The 20,216-nt window shown below is 33.1% G+C and carries 17 protein-coding genes and 1 other RNA gene; 12 read left to right on the forward strand and 6 right to left on the reverse strand.

Annotated elements, in window-relative coordinates; all coding sequences use genetic code 11:
* Window positions 1–203 precede the first annotated feature (203 nt).
* Window positions 204–926 (forward strand): hypothetical protein, encoded by a 723-nt coding sequence (locus tag I600_RS02495; RefSeq protein WP_058102928.1) that lies wholly within the window; start codon window positions 204–206, stop codon window positions 924–926.
* Between the two features lie 12 nt (window positions 927–938).
* Here the strand turns inward: I600_RS02495 and I600_RS02500 are convergent, their stop codons facing one another.
* A complete protein-coding gene (locus I600_RS02500; RefSeq protein ID WP_058102929.1) occupies window positions 939–2,060 on the reverse strand; it encodes a hypothetical protein in 1,122 nt (373 codons plus the stop codon).
* A gap of 35 nt (window positions 2,061–2,095) precedes the next feature.
* Window positions 2,096–3,718: an ABC-F family ATP-binding cassette domain-containing protein gene (locus tag I600_RS02505; protein WP_058102930.1), complete on the reverse strand. Its 1,623-nt coding sequence runs from the start codon at window positions 3,716–3,718 to the stop codon at window positions 2,096–2,098.
* A 179-nt stretch (window positions 3,719–3,897) separates the two neighbouring features.
* Here I600_RS02505 and I600_RS02510 point away from each other — a divergent pair, with 179 nt between their 5' ends.
* Window positions 3,898–5,280 (forward strand): hypothetical protein, encoded by a 1,383-nt coding sequence (locus I600_RS02510; protein ID WP_058102931.1) that lies wholly within the window; start codon window positions 3,898–3,900, stop codon window positions 5,278–5,280.
* On the opposite strand, the gene I600_RS02515 is transcribed toward I600_RS02510, so the two are convergent.
* Together I600_RS02515 and ffs are read right to left on the reverse strand one after the other, a co-directional pair.
* Complete coding sequence (locus I600_RS02515; protein WP_058102932.1) at window positions 5,277–6,086, reverse strand: SDR family oxidoreductase; 810 nt, start codon at window positions 6,084–6,086, stop codon at window positions 5,277–5,279. The genes I600_RS02510 and I600_RS02515 overlap by 4 nt on opposite strands.
* Before the next feature lie 89 nt (window positions 6,087–6,175).
* An RNA gene (gene ffs, locus I600_RS18805) (signal recognition particle sRNA small type) lies at window positions 6,176–6,274 on the reverse strand.
* A 134-nt stretch (window positions 6,275–6,408) separates the two neighbouring features.
* Here ffs and I600_RS02520 point away from each other — a divergent pair.
* From I600_RS02520 to I600_RS02550, 8 genes are all read left to right on the forward strand, one after another.
* Complete coding sequence (locus I600_RS02520) at window positions 6,409–7,464, forward strand: glutaminyl-peptide cyclotransferase (protein ID WP_058102933.1); 1,056 nt, start codon at window positions 6,409–6,411, stop codon at window positions 7,462–7,464.
* A gap of 1 nt (window position 7,465) precedes the next feature.
* Window positions 7,466–7,855: an acyl-CoA thioesterase gene (locus I600_RS02525; RefSeq protein ID WP_058102934.1), complete on the forward strand. Its 390-nt coding sequence runs from the start codon at window positions 7,466–7,468 to the stop codon at window positions 7,853–7,855.
* Between the two features lie 26 nt (window positions 7,856–7,881).
* A complete protein-coding gene (locus tag I600_RS02530; protein WP_058102935.1) occupies window positions 7,882–9,408 on the forward strand; it encodes a hypothetical protein in 1,527 nt (508 codons plus the stop codon).
* A 144-nt stretch (window positions 9,409–9,552) separates the two neighbouring features.
* Window positions 9,553–10,284: a LytR/AlgR family response regulator transcription factor gene (locus I600_RS02535; RefSeq protein ID WP_058102936.1), complete on the forward strand. Its 732-nt coding sequence runs from the start codon at window positions 9,553–9,555 to the stop codon at window positions 10,282–10,284.
* A 136-nt stretch (window positions 10,285–10,420) separates the two neighbouring features.
* A complete protein-coding gene (locus I600_RS19145; protein WP_157490831.1) occupies window positions 10,421–10,597 on the forward strand; it encodes a hypothetical protein in 177 nt (58 codons plus the stop codon).
* Between the two features lie 92 nt (window positions 10,598–10,689).
* Window positions 10,690–12,726, forward strand: a complete 2,037-nt coding sequence (locus I600_RS02540) for a tetratricopeptide repeat-containing sensor histidine kinase (protein WP_058102937.1) — start codon at window positions 10,690–10,692, stop codon at window positions 12,724–12,726.
* A gap of 76 nt (window positions 12,727–12,802) precedes the next feature.
* Window positions 12,803–13,471 (forward strand): response regulator, encoded by a 669-nt coding sequence (locus I600_RS02545; RefSeq protein ID WP_058102938.1) that lies wholly within the window; start codon window positions 12,803–12,805, stop codon window positions 13,469–13,471.
* A 155-nt stretch (window positions 13,472–13,626) separates the two neighbouring features.
* Window positions 13,627–14,265: a hypothetical protein gene (locus tag I600_RS02550; RefSeq protein WP_058102939.1), complete on the forward strand. Its 639-nt coding sequence runs from the start codon at window positions 13,627–13,629 to the stop codon at window positions 14,263–14,265.
* 26 nt (window positions 14,266–14,291) lie between these two features.
* On the opposite strand, the gene glyA is transcribed toward I600_RS02550, so the two are convergent.
* Entirely contained in the window at window positions 14,292–15,566 is a 1,275-nt protein-coding gene (gene glyA / locus I600_RS02555; RefSeq protein ID WP_058102940.1) for a serine hydroxymethyltransferase, read from the reverse strand.
* 246 nt (window positions 15,567–15,812) lie between these two features.
* On the opposite strand from glyA, the gene I600_RS02560 reads away from it, so the two are divergent.
* Window positions 15,813–16,997, forward strand: a complete 1,185-nt coding sequence (locus I600_RS02560; protein ID WP_058102941.1) for a hypothetical protein — start codon at window positions 15,813–15,815, stop codon at window positions 16,995–16,997.
* A gap of 27 nt (window positions 16,998–17,024) precedes the next feature.
* Here I600_RS02560 and ytxJ read toward each other — a convergent pair whose 3' ends face one another.
* The gene (gene ytxJ / locus I600_RS02565; RefSeq protein ID WP_058102942.1) at window positions 17,025–17,420 is read right to left on the reverse strand and encodes a bacillithiol system redox-active protein YtxJ; all 396 of its coding nucleotides are present in this window, start codon (window positions 17,418–17,420) and stop codon (window positions 17,025–17,027) included.
* 157 nt (window positions 17,421–17,577) lie between these two features.
* On the opposite strand from ytxJ, the gene clpB reads away from it, so the two are divergent.
* Entirely contained in the window at window positions 17,578–20,178 is a 2,601-nt protein-coding gene (gene clpB / locus I600_RS02570) for an ATP-dependent chaperone ClpB (protein ID WP_058104248.1), read from the forward strand.
* Window positions 20,179–20,216 lie beyond the last annotated feature (38 nt).

A 20,216-nucleotide genomic window follows, 5' to 3' on the forward strand; every position in this document is an offset into this window, starting at 1 on the left:
GCTGGTTCTTAAGGGGCAAATGTTCTAAAAATCGACGAACGGGTCAATTTCATCGTCAATATACAATTTGAACCCATTTGCACCTAGTTCAAATTATCGAAAAAACAAATTTTAACATTTTATTAACTTTTAATTAAGTTGAACAGAATTTACATGAAAACACTAATTACTTAATTTTGAGTGTATTGCTTAAAAAAGAATATATGTTACTGCCTAAAACAAATATTGAACAGAAGCTATCTTCTATTAAAAAGAAACGAATTTTAGCTGAAGACATAGACCTTAAACAAGTGTATTCCATATTATCCAATCTTGATAATGAATTAGATAGAATAGAGAACAATGTAATTATTGGTAATGGCGTTGCGAACAATAAATTCAATATTGATTTATTGAACAGTGACAAGATTTATCACATCAAAGAAATTAAACAGATATGTATAGATTATCGATTACGTTTTCTTGATACCAAGTATTTTAAAGGCACTATACCAGCTGAAGGGCTTTCAAAAATTAAAGCCCTTGAAAAAGAACACGATACGGAAATCAAGGGTTTTAAAATTATTGCTCCTTCTAAGCTATTTAAGTTAGAGGATAAAGATGATCCACTATTGTTTGCCCCTATTGGAAATGGCTATTACTATTTAATACACCAATGGGGCAATGACCTTCATCCTTTTAGAAAATTATTAATGTGGCCTTTTAAAAACATGGCGAACCTTATCATACTAGTATTACTAATTAGTTTCCTAGTTACTTTAATGATCCCAAACGGTCTATTTTCCAAATCAAGTACAAACGCTCAATTTTGGATTCTTTATTTCTTCATGTTTAAATGTATAGCCTCTGTAGTTATTTTTTATGGCTTTGCATTAGGTAAAAACTTTAGTCCTGCTATATGGAACAGCAAATATTATAACAGTTAAACCAGTTAAATTTTAATTGACAAATATGGTTTGAGGTATACCGGAGACGTCTATATTATCTATCAATTTAAAATCGGGCGAAGGTGTTATTCTTAGTACACCTCCTTCATTGTTCGCTCCCCTTTTTTGATAACCAATTAGCATGTAATTGTTCTTATCATCATATGCAATAGCCGTTGTACCAGCTATATTATATTTTACATTTAATTCAGAATCCGATAAAAAGTTCTCAAACAAATAAACTACAGTTCCGTTCCTATTAAAATCATAGGTAGCTGGCACTTCTTTAATAGCTGCATTTGGCATGTATTTTTGAAAATAAAATTTACCATCATTACCAATATGATAATCCTGAGTAGAAATAAATCCCGGTGCTGTATCTTCCCAATAGGTAGTATAGACCTTATCTAAGGTCATTGGATCAATTATCGTATGCAATTCAGGATAACTCACTATTATTTCACCAGAATCATTCTTAAACAACCTTAACGCGTCATAACCTAAATCTACATTGACCATTTCATCTAAGGTACTTAAGTCTATTACCAATAAATGATATTCATTGGACACAAATTCATTTAAAGTTAAAACAAAAAGTTTGCCCGAGGATTCCACAATATCTACAGGTTTATTATCAATGATAACCTCTGAGAAAGCTGAAGGATTGTCCAAAGAACTTACCCTTACTACATAATGTTTGTCCTTACCCGCCAAATCTACTTCATATGCAGCAAACACATTATCTTCATTATAAGTTACAGAAGCTACGCTAACATCACAGGCATTTAAATCATTGAACAGCCGAACTGAACCAGAAGTCTGATTTTCTGAATTATACCATTGTAAAGCAGCTTCGCAATTGGCTGTATAAAAATACCCTAAGCCATTTACAGATTTTATTTTTATAGCACTTGTAGGTATATTGCCTAAAGAGACTACTTCACTTTCCGTAGCCAAATTACCCTCATTATCGCGCACAATAACGGCATTCACGTTATCGTTCGTTTTTAAAAAGACCGTATAGTCTACAGCTATATTAGTTGATGTTTCTTCTTGTTGCTCATTGGTAGATTTATCGCAGGCAACGAAACTTAAGGCCAGCACAAAGCAGGCCACAAAATTGTAGGTTTTCATAAAACATTGATTTGGGTTAATCTATTATTCTATGCTTAAACAGCGTACATTTTATTACGCTGGTCTTTTAATGCCTTGTCAGACATATATTCATCAAACGTAGAATATCTATCAATGTTGCCTTTTGGAGTCAATTCTATAATTCTATTTGCCACAGTTTGAGCAAATTCGTGATCATGTGTTGTAAAAAGCACCGTTCCTTTAAAGTTCTTCAAAGAGTTGTTAAAAGCTGTAATACTTTCAAGATCCAAGTGGTTTGTTGGCTCATCCAACATTAATACATTAGCACGCATTAACATCATTCTACTTAACATACAACGAACTTTTTCACCTCCTGAAAGTACCGTACATTTTTTAAGTGCCTCTTCTCCACTAAACAACATTTTACCTAAAAAACCTCTAATATAAACCTCTTCTCTTTCCTCCTCGGTTTTGGCATACTGGCGCAACCAGTCTACAAGGTTAATGTTATCTGTAAAGAAATCAGAATTATCTGCTGGCAAGTATGATTGAGTGGTAGTAACACCCCACTGGTAAGATCCTTTATCAGCCTTTTTATTACCGTTTATAATTTCATAGAATGCAGATGTTGCTCTAGAATCCCTAGATATAATAGCAACTTTATCTCCCTTAGCCAGGTTTATATTAATATTATTGAACAACACCTCTCCTTCTTCCGTAGAAGCGGAAAGACCTTCAACGTTCAAAATTTGATCACCTGCTTCTCTTTCCCTATCAAATATAATTGCCGGATATCTACGGCTAGACGGTTTAATATCATCAACCTTTAACTTGGAAAGCATTTTTTTACGTGAAGTTGCTTGTTTACTTTTTGCAACGTTTGCACTAAATCGAGAAATAAACTCCTGTAATTCTTTTGCTTTTTCTTCAGCCTTCTTGTTTTGCTGTGCACGTTGGCGAGCAGCTAACTGACTACTTTCATACCAAAAAGTATAATTACCTGAGTATAGGTTTAGTTTACCAAAATCTATATCTCCTATGTCTGTACATACCGTATCTAAAAAGTGACGGTCATGACTCACTACTATTACCGTATTCTCATAATCTGCCAAGAAATTCTCTAACCAACTAATTGTTTCATAATCCAAGTCGTTGGTAGGCTCATCCATAATCAGCACATCTGGATTACCAAATAACGCCTGTGCCAACAACACTCGTACTTTTAGTTTAGAATCTAACTCTGACATTAGGGTATAATGCATATCGGCATTAATACCAAGGTTAGAAAGTAGGGCGGCCGCATTACTATCTGCATTCCAACCGTTCATTTCCTCAAACTTCACTTGTAACTCCCCTATTCTATCTGCATTCTTATCATCATAATCAGCATAAAGAGCGTCTATTTCTTTTTTGATTTCATACAGTGGTTTATTACCCATAACCACAGCTTCTAAAACCGTATATTCATCTGCAGAGTTGTGATTTTGCTCCAGTATAGACATTCTTTTACCAGGCTCCAAATGTACATGACCAGAAGTTGGATCGATCTGTCCTGCCAATATCTTTAAAAATGTAGACTTACCAGCTCCGTTAGCACCAATAATACCATAACAATTACCTTGCGTAAAGGCAACGTTTACTTCATCAAATAAAACTCTTTTCCCAAATTGTACAGAAAGATTAGAAACAGATAACATAGAAACTAAATTTTAAAAATCCGTGCAAAAATACAGAATTTATAGGCTTACACGGCTTAGATTTTGATCTAATTCTCTAAAAGATGCTTAAGTTAGCACTTCATAACATTTAACTAGCTATTAACAACATCTGGTGATCTTGTTTATTATTTTTGACTATCACCAGTCCCATATACTATATGATAAGAATTTTACTCTCTACTTGCGTAGCCTTATTAGTGGGTTGTTCCTCCACAAAAAAAGATTCTGACACCGTACTTTTTGCTGGTGAAATTGTAAACCCAACAAGTGATCAAGTAATTTTACTTAAAGGTGGATCAAAAGTAGATTCAGCAAAACTTGATGAAAATAACAGGTTCAAGTTTAAATTATCTTCAATTGAAAATGGTCTTTACCATTTTAATATAGCTCCAGAACACCAATATGTGTATTTAGAAAAAGGTGATAGCCTTATGGTTAGGCTCAATACAATATATTTTGATGAATCTTTAGTTTTTTCTGGCAGTAATGAAGAAACAAATAATTTTCTCTTAGATCTTTTCTTGGCAACAGAAGTAGAAGATTCTGACATGTATTCTGAATACTACGAATTGGAACCCTTGGAATTTTTAGAGAAAATCAAATCTCTAAAGCAACAAAAAGTCAATAAACTAAATGAACTGAATGCTGAAAATTTAATTTCCAATCAAGCTATTAAATTACTAACGGGGAGCATTGACTATACCTACAACAGATACAAAGAAATATATCCTTTTAGACATAAAAGAAAAACAGCAGAGGAAAATTTTCATGATTTACCAAAAGACTTCTATACCTATAGAAGCGACATAAATTACGATGACCATACACTAACTTACCTTAGACCCTATTATGACTTCATGAAAGCTCATTTAGGAAATTTATCTTACATGACCTGTATGGATAACTGTGGTGATATTCATGAAAACGTAAGCAAACAATTACATTACAAAAAACACAAGCTCCATTTAATAGATAGCCTTGTCGTTGAGAAGGAATTAAGGGACAACTTATTTAGAAATGTTGCATTTGACTACCTATTAAAGAAAAAAGATGCTCCGGAAAACACTGAAATTTTCATCAAAGAATTTAAGAAGGTCTCAAAGAACAATATGCACTTAGCGGAAATTGAGAATCTTTATCAGGGAATTGCAAATCTTCAACCCACCAAAATGATTCCCAATCTTTCTGTTCTTACTTTTGAAAACGAATCAAAAACTCTAACGGAGATTGCCGCAAACAAAAAGGTATTATTCTATTTTTGGTCTGGCACCAATAGAAAACAGTATTTAGATATCTTCAAGAGAATTGCTGTTCTGAAAGAAAACAAGCCTGATCACGAACTTATAGGTATTAATATTAAAACCGACTATGACCAGTGGAAGAACATACTAACCACACTTGGTGTAGACCCAACATTACAATATCATAGTAACGATTTTAAGGAACTTACCGAAAAATTGGTGTTATATCCCATCAATAAAGCTATCATAACGGACAACTCTGTAATTGTTGACGGTTTTTCAAATATTTACAAAAATTAATGAGAGCTATGGCTTTCCAACAATTTCTCAAACCAAAGTCCTGGTAATATATTTTTAAGTGTCAATGAAAATTTTTGAATGAAGGAACCAACTTTATAGTGAGGTTTTGGATTTTTTGTTTCAATAATTTTTGCAATTTTTCTACCTACATCTGCCGGGTCCCCCCCACTATCAACATCAGCATCAATAGCCTCAAGAGTATTCTTGTAAGCACTTTTATACGGAGAATTATCATACACAGGAGTATGGTACCTACCAGAAGCAATATTTGTTGCAAAATCTCCCGGAGCCAATGTGGTAAGCTTAACCCCAAATTGCTTGGTTTCCATTCTATAGCTTTCGGTAACAATTTCTAAAGCCCCTTTAGATGCCGAGTAAATACCTCTATAGGGCAGCCCCATATAACCGGCAATTGAAGTAATATTAATAATAAGACCATTTTTTTGACTGCGCATGATGGGCAAAATGTTGTTCATTACGTTTAATGGACCATTAAAATTTGTTGCAAAAGCATTAAGTACTTCTTCATGCGGTGTTTCTTCCATAGGACCGGTAATACCTATACCTGCATTATTGATCAATACATCAATCTTATTTTCTTTCCCTAAAAGTGTATTGATACATTGTTTAATGGTTTCTACATTTCTGACATTCATTTCCAAAAGAGGAAAATCCGTAAATGAAGGATATCTACTTACATCACGAGTTGTACCGTATACGATGTACCCTTTACTCTTTAAATGTATGCCTATTGCTTTTCCAATTCCTGAAGACCCACCTGTTATTAGTACTACTTTTGTTTTCATTTTAAAGAAAATAAGTGATGCTAAATTTTATATAGAGTTGATTTTGAATATATTACCCAAGTTTAAGTTCTTTCACTTTTGGGTACAAAAAAAGGCAAGCTACCTACATCGCACCGCTACGACCGTATACCCTTGCTGCGTTCCCACCCTGGGGGATTCTACAGGAGCTGGTCGTGTAGGACTTGCCGGGTGCAAATATACAATCTTTTAAAACTTTGACAATCCTTTTAGTTTCTAATTTTAATGAATTAAATTGCCTTTTATTAACAATCACTCATGCTTTTAGTGGATTACCACTAATTCTAAAACACCGATTTACTTAATGAATATCTTCAAAATAATCTGTATTATTCTTATTACCAGCATTTTCACTTCTTGCGGCAGTGGCAACCAAAAAGCCTCTTCATTATTTGAAATTAAATTAGAGAATAATTTAAAACAAATAAATCAAAATCAAGAAATAGGTGTTTCCATCAACAACAAGAAAGAAAAACAGATAGAAAGTGTGGAATATAGTATTGACAACACTATTTTATCTGTGAATAATGGTAAAATTAAAGTCAATCTGCCTACACTAGGGCATAAAGTTTTAACTGCTAAAATTACTTTTGATGGTGAAACTGTTGAAATAAACAAGAATCTCAAATTACTATCAGAAGAGGCTCCGGAGATATATACATATAATATCATAAATGAATTTCCCCACGATACCAAAGCCTACACCCAAGGTTTAGAATTTTACAACGACACTCTTTACGAATCAACAGGTAAAAAGGGTCAATCTTTTTTAAGAAAATTGAACTTTAAAACTGGGGAAGTATACAAGCAAATAGATTTAGACGCCGCGTATTTTGGTGAAGGCATTACAATTCTCAATGACAAAATCTACCAACTTACTTGGCAAAGTGGCTTGGGCTTTATTTACGACCTAAATACTTTTAAAAAACTTGATAATTTTCAATATGGAAAAAGTCGAGAAGGTTGGGGATTAACCAATGATGGCACAAAAATTTTTAAAAGTGATGGTACGGAAAAAATTTGGTTCATAAACCCCAACACCATGACAGAAGAAGGTCATATAGAAACAGTGACCAATTCCTCTATTTTTAATTCTGCCAATGAACTGGAATATGTAGATGGCAAGATATATGCCAACGTATACCAAAAACCCAGCGTTATGATCATTGACAGCAAAACCGGTGCAATTGAAGGGGTTATTAATTTTAGCGGCTTAAGCGATAAAATAACCAAAACAGATAATTGGGACAAAGTAAATTATGTTCTCAACGGTATTGCCTACCATCCAGAACGAAAGACATTTTTTGTTACCGGCAAATTTTGGGATAAAATGTTTGAAGTTCAAATACAGAAAAAATAGAATGAATTCATTTCAAAAGGAAATTACAGTTTCTGTAGATGACTTAGATGATTTAAACCATGTTAATAACGTAAGATACGTTCAATGGATTCAAGACATTTCTAAAGAGCATTGGCAAACAAAAGCATCTCCCATAATGCAAGATGAAGTTATCTGGGTAGTATTAAGTCATCATATTGAATATAAACGTGCGGCGGTTTTGAACGACCGAATTAAAATAACTACCTATATAGACTCCAGTTCAGGTGCAAAGTCAATTAGAGTGGTTGAGATGAAACACGCTGTTACCAACAAGCTACTTGTAAAATCAAGCACAGAGTGGTGTCTTCTAGAAAGCAAATCTTACAAACCCATGAGAATTCCAGACGAAATAAAGGAAATTTTCATATAACTTAGGTGTTGTAAAATTAGAATCACGTGCGTACCAAAATATTTATCATCTTACCGCTACTATTTGCCATTTTATGGTCCGCAGCATGTAGAAAAGATTTTGAATATGCACCCAGTAATGGTCATCTTTCTTTTTCCAAGGATACTGTCTATCTAGATACGGTATTTTCAAATATTGGTAGTAGCACGTACACGCTAAAGGTTTTTAATGACACGAAGGACGATTTGGTAATACCTAATATAGCTCTTGAAAATGGCACCGCGAGTTTCTACAGACTTAATGTTGATGGTGTCGCCGGTAAAGAATTTAATAATATACCTATTTATGCAAAGGACAGCCTTTTTATTCTAATTGAAACAAACATTGATATTGTAGAACCCACGGCTAATGAATTACTTTATACAGACGCTATTCAGTTCGATAGTGGGTCATATCAACAATCTGTGCAATTAGTAACCTTAGCAAAAGATGCCATATTCCTTTACCCAAACGACGAATTAAAGAGTCAATCTGAAATAATAGATGTTCAAGTTGACGAATCAACGGAACCTATAGAATTAGAAGGATTTGTGCTAACAGACGACTATTTAACCTTTAAAAACGATAAACCCTACGTAGTTTATGGCTACGTTATAGTTGAGGAGAACAAAAAATTAAATATTGAGGCTGGATCTAGAATACACTTCCATCAAAATTCTGGTATTTTGGTAAAAAATGGAGGTTCTATTTCAATAAATGGAGAGCTCAGTGACAACCAGGAACTCTTAGAAGGGGAAGTACTATTTGAAGGTGATAGGCTTGAACCGGATTTTGACAACGTCACAGGGCAATGGGGCGCCATCTGGATAAGCTCTGGAAGTCAGAACAATACCATTAATTATTTAACCATTAAGAATGCACAAATTGGTTTGTTTGTTGAAGGAAGGGAAAACAATCCTGAATCTACCCTAACCATAAAAAATACCAAGATTTTCAACAGTTCTACCACTAATCTTTGGGCAAGAAATGCAAATATTACTGGGGAAAATTTAGTAATAGGCAGTGCTGGCAATTCGTCTTTACTTATAGAAAATGGTGGATATTATAGCTTTACACATTCAACTATATCCAATTATTGGAACAAAGGTTTTAGGTTCAATGCCGCTTTGGAAATTAGAAACGATACTAGAACCAATCCTGAATTAACATACGACTTGCAAAAAGCAGAATTCAAAAATTCAATTATTGATGGCAATAGTCAAATTGAAATTTCATTGAACCCTAACGGGCAAGATACATTTAATTATTCCTTTGAAAATTGTTTTATCAAAATCAATGAAAGTAATGCTTCAAATTACCCCGATAACACGGCATTTTTTAGCAATATCATTATGTCCGGAGAACTAGATTATTTTTCACCCATTGATAACGATTTTAGAATAGGATTTGAAAGTGAAGCCATTAACAAAGGGGATGTAAATACAGCAAACACCGTACCCTATGATATTTTAGGAATTTCAAGAATATCTTCTCCAGATTTAGGAGCCTATCAAGCAATTGAAGAGGAATTTTAGTTATAATTCTTATTTAACTGCAAGATTTTTCGCTCACAAACCCCATAAACATTGATTTTATAAATATATCCTCTGTTTTTATAAGGACATTCTAGGTCAACCTTTTATAACCTATGTTTAATTTCGTGGTATACGCTATATCATTTGAATTATACTTACACCATAATAGACTCTGATGCTGTTTCAAATTTACAGCTACATGCTTTCTTAGATGAGTATGGCGATTTTGAGTGTATAAATACAACGAACAACCCTTCTGATGGTTTAAACGATATTCTTAAATATTCCCCGGATATTGTTTTCATAAACCTAAATAATGACTATGCCTCTGTTTTTTTAATGATTACCGAGATTCATCAATATATGAATCAGCTTCCTATTTTGATCGGTATTGCTACAACCAAGAATTACGCATATGATGCAATCAAAAACGGTTTTTTTGATTACTGGTTGCAACCATTCAATGAATTTGATATTCGTAAATCATTGATGAAGCTTCAAAAGCGCATGCCAAAGGAAAAAGCACCGGCTACCCTATGCTTAAAATCATATAACGATTTTCAATATTTGGACACCAATGATATTTTATATCTAAAAGCCGATAATAATACAACGGAGTTTTTCATGAAAGACGGCACAATTATTAACGCCTATAAGACGTTAAAGACTTTTGAGAATACCTTGCCCAAGAACTTTATGCGTATTCACCAAAGCTATATTGTAAACACCAATTATGTCTCTCGTATAAACTTTGGTAAATCTATATGCGCCATAAAAAAGGTAAACGAAAATATCCCATTCTCTAAATCTTACCGTGAGAATATGGACAATTTAAAAAGTATACTCAACAAAAACACACTTTCCGCCTTAAATTAATGAATTCTCTCAAAATTAGGTCATATACTCACAGAACCTAACCATCCACTCATAGCTGTGATTTTATCATTTGTTACTGACTTTATCATATTACTTTGGTAGTATAATAAACCAAAAACCCCTTAAAACACACAGTATGAAAAAAGTAACAAGTATTTTAGCAGTAGCAGTAATGACTTTAGGACTAGTTTCAACGGCTATTCAAAACACAAATAACGAATTTGACTTTCTAAACGACATCTCAAAAGCTCTTACATGTAATGATTGCGACGCTCCTTTAGGAGACAGAATTCCACCGAAAAAAATTGCATAGAGATAAAAAATATTAATACAAAAAAAGCCTTTAACGCGAACGTTAAAGGCTTTTTTTATACCTTGGTTTTATTATCATATTAAAACCCATTTTTGAATAAGTACTATTTATCATTAATATTATCTTGCTTACTGCTTAGCTTTAGCTGTTCTAAAACAGAATCCGCAAAACCAACTATAGTAGAAAAGCAGGAAAATGACAGCATATCTATATGGATAGATGAAAGTTACAACGCAAATTCAGAAAGAAAATTAGAATTACAAAATAAAGCCTTTCAACTAGCAAAGAATACATCTAATGACACCTTAAAATCAAAGTATTTTTCTAATCTTTCATTTAACCAGCAGTTTCTTTCAGATAGCTTATTATTTCGGAAAATAAATAAAGAAGCCATCTTAATAAATAAGCAAATTAAAGATTCTACCGCTTTAGGATATGCCTATTGGGACCTAGCATATTTTTTTGATAACCATATTGTAAAAGATAGTTCTTTTTATTTTTACACAGAGGCACTCAACATTTTTACCGGTATTGGAGACAGAGCAATTATTGGACGAATGTATTTAAATATGGCCGGCATTCAAATGAAAATTAAAGATTATGTAGGTAGCGAAGCCAATACCATAAAGGCAATAGAGAATTTTAAAATTATAGAAGATAATGAAAAACTCTATAGATGCTACAATCTATTAGGAATTGTACTGGGGGATTTGAAAGAATTTGACAAATCTTTAGCGTATTACAACGAAGCATTATTTTATTTAGAAAAGACACCAAATAGTACTATTGAAAAGGCAAGTGTTTCTAATAACATAGGTGTAAATTATAGGCATCTTAAACTTTACGATAAAGCAATTCACAACTTTGAAAATGTACTGAAAATAAATAATTTACACATAAAACACCCCAGTTTATTTGCCAAAGCGATTAGTAATTTAGCCACTTCTAAATTATATGCACAGGACACTTTGAATGTAGAGAATCTGTTCAAAAAATCAATTGAAATAAAAAAAGAAGAAAATGAACTTGCCAGTTTATCTTCAAGTTATTTCAACTATGCTGAATATAAAGCATATGCAAAAGACACTATAAATGCTATTGAAAAATTAAAGAAATCAGAAAATTTAGCACGGGAATCTAGTTCAAACGAACAGTTATTAAAAACTTGGCAGTACTTAGCCATTTTAGATAAAAATAACGCTTCAGATTATTTCAAAAAATTTACTAAACTAAATGATAGTCTACTATTTGAAGAACGCAAACAACAGAATAAATTTGCTCGAATACGCTTTGAAACTGACGAATTTATTGCAGAAAATATTGAGTTAGAAAGTGAAAAACAGGTTCTGTCCAAGCAAAAGCAAATTTGGATCGGTATTGCTACCGGTTTCTTTTTACTGGGGCTATCTGTCTACATCATTATCAACCAACGTGCAAAAAATCAAAAATTAAGGTTTGACCAGCAACAGCAAGCCAACAACCAAGAGATTTTTAATTTGATGTTAATGCAAAAGCAAAAAGTAGATGAAGTAAAAAGGCTAGAGCAAAAACGAATTTCAGAAGAACTACATGATGGGGTTTTAGGTAAAATGCTGGGTGCAAGAATGATACTAACAGGTTTAAATAAACGTGCCACGGATGAAGCTATTCAAGAAAAATCAAAAGCCCTGGGATCATTACAAGAAATTGAAAATGAGATACGAGCAATTTCACATGAATTGAGCCATAGCGCTTATCAAAAAATTAGCAACTTTACAGATTCTGTAGAAACACTGCTTGCCAATAATCGCAATACTAAAATCAAAACCATTTTCCACTTTAATGAAGATGAAAACTGGGATAGCCTAGCTGGTGAAATTAAAATTAACGTATACCGAATTATACAAGAAACTTTTCAAAATGCAATTAAGCATTCAAAATGCTCATTCTTTGAAGTTACGTTTTACAGAGATGATGAACAGTTTAATGTCATTATGAGTGATAATGGTATAGGCTACAATGTAAATAAGGGTAAAAAAGGAATAGGAATTAGAAATATTACTTCTAGAATTGAAAAATTAAATGGTTCATTTCATATAGACTCAACAGAAGGCCAGGGCACTACCATATCTTTAAATATCCCCATTTAAAATAGAAAGTAATAATTTTACAAATAATAATAGTTTATATTAATACGTTTAGTAAATTAGATTAGAATCACAACTTATGAACACTGTACGAATTTTAGCGGTAGATGATCATGAAATGACTGCTCTTGGATATAAATATATCTTAGAAGATTCTGAATTTGACAACTTTAATGTTAAAGTTGAAATAGCCACGAACTTCGAAAAAGGAAAGAGCAAAATTGAAATGTCAAAAAGAGCAGTACCTTATGACATTATTTTATTGGATATTCAGTTGTTCTCTCCAGAATCCAAAGACCCAAGAACTGGTATAGATTTAGGTATAGTTGCAAGAAATGAAGTCCCTAAATCAAAAGTTGTTTTCATGTCATCTTACAGTGATAACTACAGAATTAATAACATTTTTAAAACGGTTAATCCTGATGGTTACATGGTTAAATCCGAGATTGATGAAATGTCTCTTAAAACCATGGTTGAAACAATAGCAAACGATTCACCTTACTATACCGCTAGTGCATTATCTGCAATTAGACGAAGAATGTCAACAGACATTGTTATTGATGAGCAAGATCAGAAAATATTATATCATTTATCTCAAGGAATACACACTAGAGACATAGCCCCATTAATTGGATCTGCAAATACAACTGTTGAAGCTAGAAAAAGGCAACTAAAAGCACTTTTTGACGTTAAGAACGGAAATGACCTTGCCTTAATTAACGAGGCTAAAACAAGAGGATTTCTATAGAATTAGCATATTTTCAAAATATTGATTTACAGGGTTTTATAAAAAATTAATTCATTTTATAATAATATCCTCTGAAATTCTAAGGTTTTCCTATATCAGATTTTGAAGTTAGAAAAGTATCTTTATGATAAAGAATGCTATAAATTTCTACTCGTATGCCATTTAATTACGAAAATTTTATTAATAATTCTAAATCCGAATATACCAAGGAAATCATTGGTATAGATGAGTTTTTAAAATCGTTAGACTTCCATTATTTCTCTAGTGTTAAGCTAAATAACAAGCATATTACATTTAACTCAATTAGCTTAGTTTTGGAAATTTCCTGCAATTTGGATTTATTAGAACTACTAGCCCATTTTAATACGGATAGATGGGGGCATAACGGTAAAGAAAAATCTCCACTACAACAAGAATTAGAAATTCTTGACTTAAAAAACAAGTACCATATTGATATTGAAGAACTAACATTCTTTTTAAACGACACAAGTGTTGTTATAAAACGTATTTATGACAAAAGCATACCCACCCAGCTGAATGACATATTAAAACAGATTGCGTTTAATTATGTGTTTCTAACAAGAGGATTAACGCAAAAACCATATGAAATTTTTGTCCCCATTTTTGAAGACACGCTTGAAAACCCGGACAATAACGAAGATGAAATGAATATTGCTCCTAAATCGTACTCTGAATTTTGGGGCATATATCTAGATAAAGATGATGAGGCCTCTATCTATGATGTAAATAAAAATACATATGTAAGTGGTGATTTGGAGTTTTTATCTGAATAAAAACCCCAAATCATTACTAAACTTACTTAGGCATTAAAAATTGGTCTTGTTTTCATCATTTCGTTGACCTTACCTCTAACCTCTTTTATTATTGATTCATTCTCAGGATTCATAATTACCTGATCAATAAATTCAACAACCTTTTCCATATCAGATTCCACTAGACCTCTAGTAGTAATTGCTGCAGTCCCAAATCTAATACCAGATGTTACAAACGGAGATTTGTCATCAAATGGCACCATATTCTTATTTGCAGTGATATCAGCCAACACTAAGGCTTTCTCCGCATCTTTACCAGAAATATCTTTGTTTCTTAAATCAATAAGCATCATATGGTTATCGGTACCATCAGAAATAATATTGTAATCAAGTTTTACAAAGGCCTTAGCCATGGCATCGGCATTTTTCTTTACTTGAGAAATATAAGTAGCATATGAATCTGTCAAAGCCTCACCAAAGGCAATTGCTTTACCGGCAATAACATGCTCTAACGGTCCACCTTGATTTCCTGGAAAAACCGCTAAGTCCAATAATGCCGACATTTTTCTTAAGTTTCCATTCTTAAGTTTTATACCAAACGGATTTTCAAAATCCTTGCCCATCAATATTAAACCTCCCCTTGGTCCTCTTAACGTTTTGTGAGTTGTTGTCGTAACAATGTGACAATGCGGAATTGGATCACTTAAAAGCCCTTTAGCAATTAAACCTGCAGGGTGAGAAATATCTGCAAGTAAAATAGCATTTACACTATCGGCAATTTTACGAAAACGTTCAAAGTCCATATCCCTTGAATATGCAGATGCACCAGCAATTATCAATTTTGGTTGTTCTTTTGTTGCTATTTCCTGAATTTTATCATAATCCAACCTTCCGGTTTCCTTGTCTACTCCATAAAAAACAGGGGTATACAATCTTCCAGAAAAATTTACGGGAGAACCATGCGTTAAATGACCTCCATGTGATAAATCAAAACCTAAAATTTTATCTCCTGGCTTTAAACATGCATGATATACAGCTGCATTTGCTTGCGACCCAGAGTGTGGTTGTACATTCGCATATGCTGCACCAAATAACTCTTTTGCCCTATCTATGGCCAATTGCTCTACTTTATCTACTACTTCACAACCACCATAATACCTTTTACCAGGGTATCCTTCGGCATATTTATTGGTAAGTACAGAACCTTGAGCCTCCATTACTTGAGGACTTGTAAAATTTTCAGAGGCAATTAACTCAATGCCGTTGATTTGGCGTTGTTTCTCTTCTTCAATAAGATTAAAAATTGTGGTATCGCGTTGCATGTGCTATATCTTTTAAATAAGTGGCAAAAATACAAATAGCACACTTAAAGAAATATAAAAAATGACACAATCACATAACTTTTTTATTAAAATAAGTTAATAACTACACCTCTATCAAAGGCTTATATAATGACAACCATATGTCGTTTATCTAAAATATACTATTAAGCGTCTTAAAACGTTAACTATAAAATGAATTATGGCACGGCTGTTGAATAACATCTATAAATTTTAAAAATATTAGATATGAAAAAATTTCTACTATTTAGTTTTATTGGACTACTACTAGCTTGTAGTGGAGTAAAGAAAACGCAGGAGGCTCTAAATTCGGGAAATTATGAGACTGCCATTAACAAAGCAGTAATCAATATTGCCGAAAACAAGACCAAAAAAAGCAATCAACAATATATTGTTCTTTTAGAGGAAGGGTTTAAAAAGAATACCGAAAGGGAACTACAGCACATTAAGTTCTTAAAAAAGGATGGTAATGCCGCGAACTATGAGGAGATATTCAATACATACAATAGATTAAAGTCTATACAAGAGAGAATTCGTCCTTTACTACCATTGCATATTCAAGATGAAGGTAGAAAAGCTCAGTTCAATTTTAAAAATTATGATGACGATATCATAGCCTCAAAAACAGCTTTATCTGAATTTCTATATAACAAAGCAACTACCTTATTGTCAAATGCTAATTATAAATCCGATTATAGAAATGCTTATAGCGACCTTAATTATTTAAATGAAATAAACCCTAACTATAAAGATGTGGTCTCTAAAATTGATGAAGCATACCTAAAAGGGCTAGATTATGTTATTGTGAACATGACCAATAATACTGACCAGATAATTCCAAAAAGATTGGAAGATGAACTTTTAAATTTAAATACGTACGGATTAAATACAAACTGGACAGAATATCATACCAACAGAATTCAAAACCAGTTGTATGATTACCAAATGGAGGTGTCTTTTCAAGACATAAATATTTCTCCTGAACAGATCAGGGAAAAACAAATAAGTAAAGAAAAACAAATTAAGGATGGTTATACTTTTGTTGAAGATCAAAATGGCAATGTTGTTGCTGACAGTCTTGGCAATAGTATTAAAGTGGATAAGTTTAAAACTGTTAGATGTGATTTTTACCAATTTACGCAATTTAAAAGCGCACAAGTTACAGGTGTCGTAAGCTTTATCGACTTAAAAAAACAACAAAAAATTAATCAATATCCTTTATCTAGTCAATTTGTATTTGAGCATGTTTATGCCAATTACGATGGGGATAAAAGGGCTTTGGATAATGACTTGGTTTCTTTATTACAATTGGCCAGAGTACCATTTCCCAGTAATGAACAAATGGTTTATGATGCCGGTGAAGATTTAAAGAACAATCTTAAAAACATACTGAACAATCAACGCTTTAATTAAAAAAAGCCCCGTAATTACGGGGCTTTTTTATACATATTGATGTATATTTATTTCTGAAATTGACCCATGTGAATCATGTACCACTACTTCCCCATTTTTTATGATCAAAAGTTGTGGAGATTGATGGGTTACCCCAAATTCTGACGCAACACCATTAGAGACATCTCTATGAGCTAGTAGATCTAGAAAATACAAATTCATTTGTCCTTCTTCCAAACTATAACTGCTTTTAAACATATTTAAAACCATTCTGCTTATTCCACACGTGGTAGAATGCTTAAATATGAGTTGGGGCTTACTATTTGAAGCTTCTTTAATATCCTTTAACTGATCTATAGATGTCAAAGATATCCAAGGTATATTAGATGAATTATCACCTTCCCCACTCTTTGAACCTCCAAATAATCCACCAAATAATCCCATAAAATCCTTAATTTAATATTGTTTTCCAATTACAGTAAAACTGACTAAATGTCGTTTATTTAAGCAAAAAATACGCCATTTTGTCTTGCAATCTTAAATGGTAAGATTGTTGAAATACCATGTTCAAAAGTATTACAATAAACTAAAATTAAAGATAATGAACATAAATAATTTCACAATAAAATCACAAGAGGCTATTCAACAAGCCCAGCTGATTGTCCAAAATTACGGACATCAGCAAATTGAAAACGAACATCTATTCAAAGCTCTTTTAGGCGTAGAGGAAAATGTAATGCCTTTTTTAATTAAAAAATTAGGTATCAATTTTTCTTTGGTTCAACAAATTCTTGATAAGGAGTTATCCAGTTTTCCTAAAGTACAAGGTGGTGAGTTGCAATTTTCTAGAGAAGGTGGTAAAACTTTAAATGAAGCCAGTATTATTGCCAAAAATATGGATGATGAATACGTATCCATTGAACATCTCTTTTTAGCTATTTTAAAATCCAAAAGTAAAATAGCACAGATTTTAAAAGATCAAGGTGCCACCGAAAAGCATTTGGTTTCAGCAATTAATGAATTGCGAAATGGTGAAAAGGTTACTTCCCAAAGCGCCGAAGACAGTTATAACTCTTTAAAGAAATATGCCAAAAACTTAAATGAATTAGCTGATAGCGGTAAATTAGATCCGGTGATCGGGCGTGATGAAGAAATTCGCAGAATCCTACAAATACTATCTAGACGTACCAAAAACAACCCTATTTTGGTGGGTGAACCAGGTGTAGGTAAAACAGCAATTGTAGAAGGCTTGGCCCATAGAATTATTCAAGGAGATATTCCAGAAAACTTAAAAGATAAGGTAATTTATTCTCTAGACATGGGTGCCTTAATTGCAGGTGCAAAATATAAAGGTGAGTTTGAAGAGCGCCTTAAGGCCGTTATTAAAGAAGTTGTTAGTGCAGATGGCAATATCATCCTTTTCATTGACGAAATCCATACACTAATTGGAGCTGGTGGTGGCCAAGGAGCTATGGATGCCGCAAATATTCTTAAACCTGCTCTTGCCAGAGGAGAGCTTCGCTCAATTGGTGCAACAACTTTAGATGAATACCAAAAGTATTTTGAAAAGGATAAAGCCCTAGAACGAAGATTTCAAAAAGTCATGGTAGATCAACCAGATACAGAGAGTGCCATATCAATTCTTAGAGGTATTAAAGAAAAATATGAAGCACATCATAAAGTACGTATTAAGGATGAAGCCGTAATTTCTGCCGTTGAGCTTTCTCAACGTTATATTACCAATAGGTTTTTGCCAGATAAAGCAATTGACCTAATGGATGAAGCTGCCTCTAAATTAAGAATGGAAATCAATTCTAAACCAGAGGAATTAGATGTGCTTGATCGCAAGATCATGCAAATTGAAATTGAGATCGAAGCCATAAAAAGAGAAAATGATAAACAAAAGCTACAGGTTTTAAACCTAGAGCTTGCAAACATTAAGGAAGAACGAAATGAAATTTTTGCACAATGGGAAAGTGAAAAATCTGTAGTTGATAATATACAACAGACAAAACAGGATATTGAAAATTTCAAAGCTGAAGCAGAACGTGCGGAACGTAATGGAGATTATGGTCAAGTTGCGGAAATCAGATACGGTAAAATAAAGGAAGCGCAAGAGAAGCTTACACAATTACAAGATGACCTTAGCAATCAACAACACTCGGGAACATTGATTAAAGAGGAAGTTACCAGTGATGATATTGCCGAAGTTGTAGCTAAATGGACAGGTATACCTGTGACCAAAATGCTGCAAAGTGAGCGTGAAAAACTGTTGAAGCTAGAAAGTGTACTTCATAAAAGGGTTGTAGGACAAGAAGAAGCCATTGAAGCCGTATCCGATGCAATTAGAAGAAGTAGAGCTGGTTTACAAGATGCAAAGAAACCAATTGGATCATTCCTTTTCTTAGGTACTACTGGCGTCGGTAAAACCGAGCTTGCCAAAACCCTTGCCTCATATTTATTTGATGATGAAAATGCCATGACTAGAATTGATATGAGCGAATATCAAGAAAGACACTCGGTTAGTAGATTAGTTGGTGCACCTCCAGGATATGTGGGGTATGACGAAGGCGGACAATTGACGGAAGCCGTGCGAAGAAGACCTTATTCCGTTGTATTATTGGATGAAATTGAAAAAGCACACCCAGATACTTTCAATATTTTATTGCAAGTATTGGATGAAGGCAGATTAACGGATAATAAAGGTCGTGTAGCAGATTTCAAGAATACTATTATTATCATGACCAGTAACATGGGGAGCGATATTATACAGGAAACCTTTGAAAATACTGATGATGTTTATAGCGCATCTGAAACCGCAAGAATTGAAGTTCTTGGACTTTTAAAGAAAACGGTTAGGCCCGAGTTCATTAACAGAATTGATGACATTGTAATGTTCACACCTTTAACTAAGGATAACATTAAAGAAATTGTTAGACTTCAATTAGAGCATTTGAAGAAAATGCTTGATAAGCAGCAGATAACTCTTGACGCTACAGAAGAAGCTATCGATTACTTGGCAGAAAAAGGTTTTGACCCACAATTTGGTGCAAGACCGGTTAAAAGAACCATTCAGAAAGAGGTACTGAACAATATGTCCAAATCCCTTTTAAGTGGAGAAATCAAATCTGACAGTGTTGTGTTGTTAGATGCTTTTGATAACAGTTTAGTATTTAGAAATCAAGAGGATATTACCGTTTAATTTAAACAATTAGGATAAATGGCGTTCATATTTTTATA

The sequence above is a fragment of the Maribacter dokdonensis DSW-8 genome (genome assembly GCF_001447995.1).
GTDB classification, from domain to species: Bacteria; Bacteroidota; Bacteroidia; order Flavobacteriales; family Flavobacteriaceae; genus Maribacter; species Maribacter dokdonensis.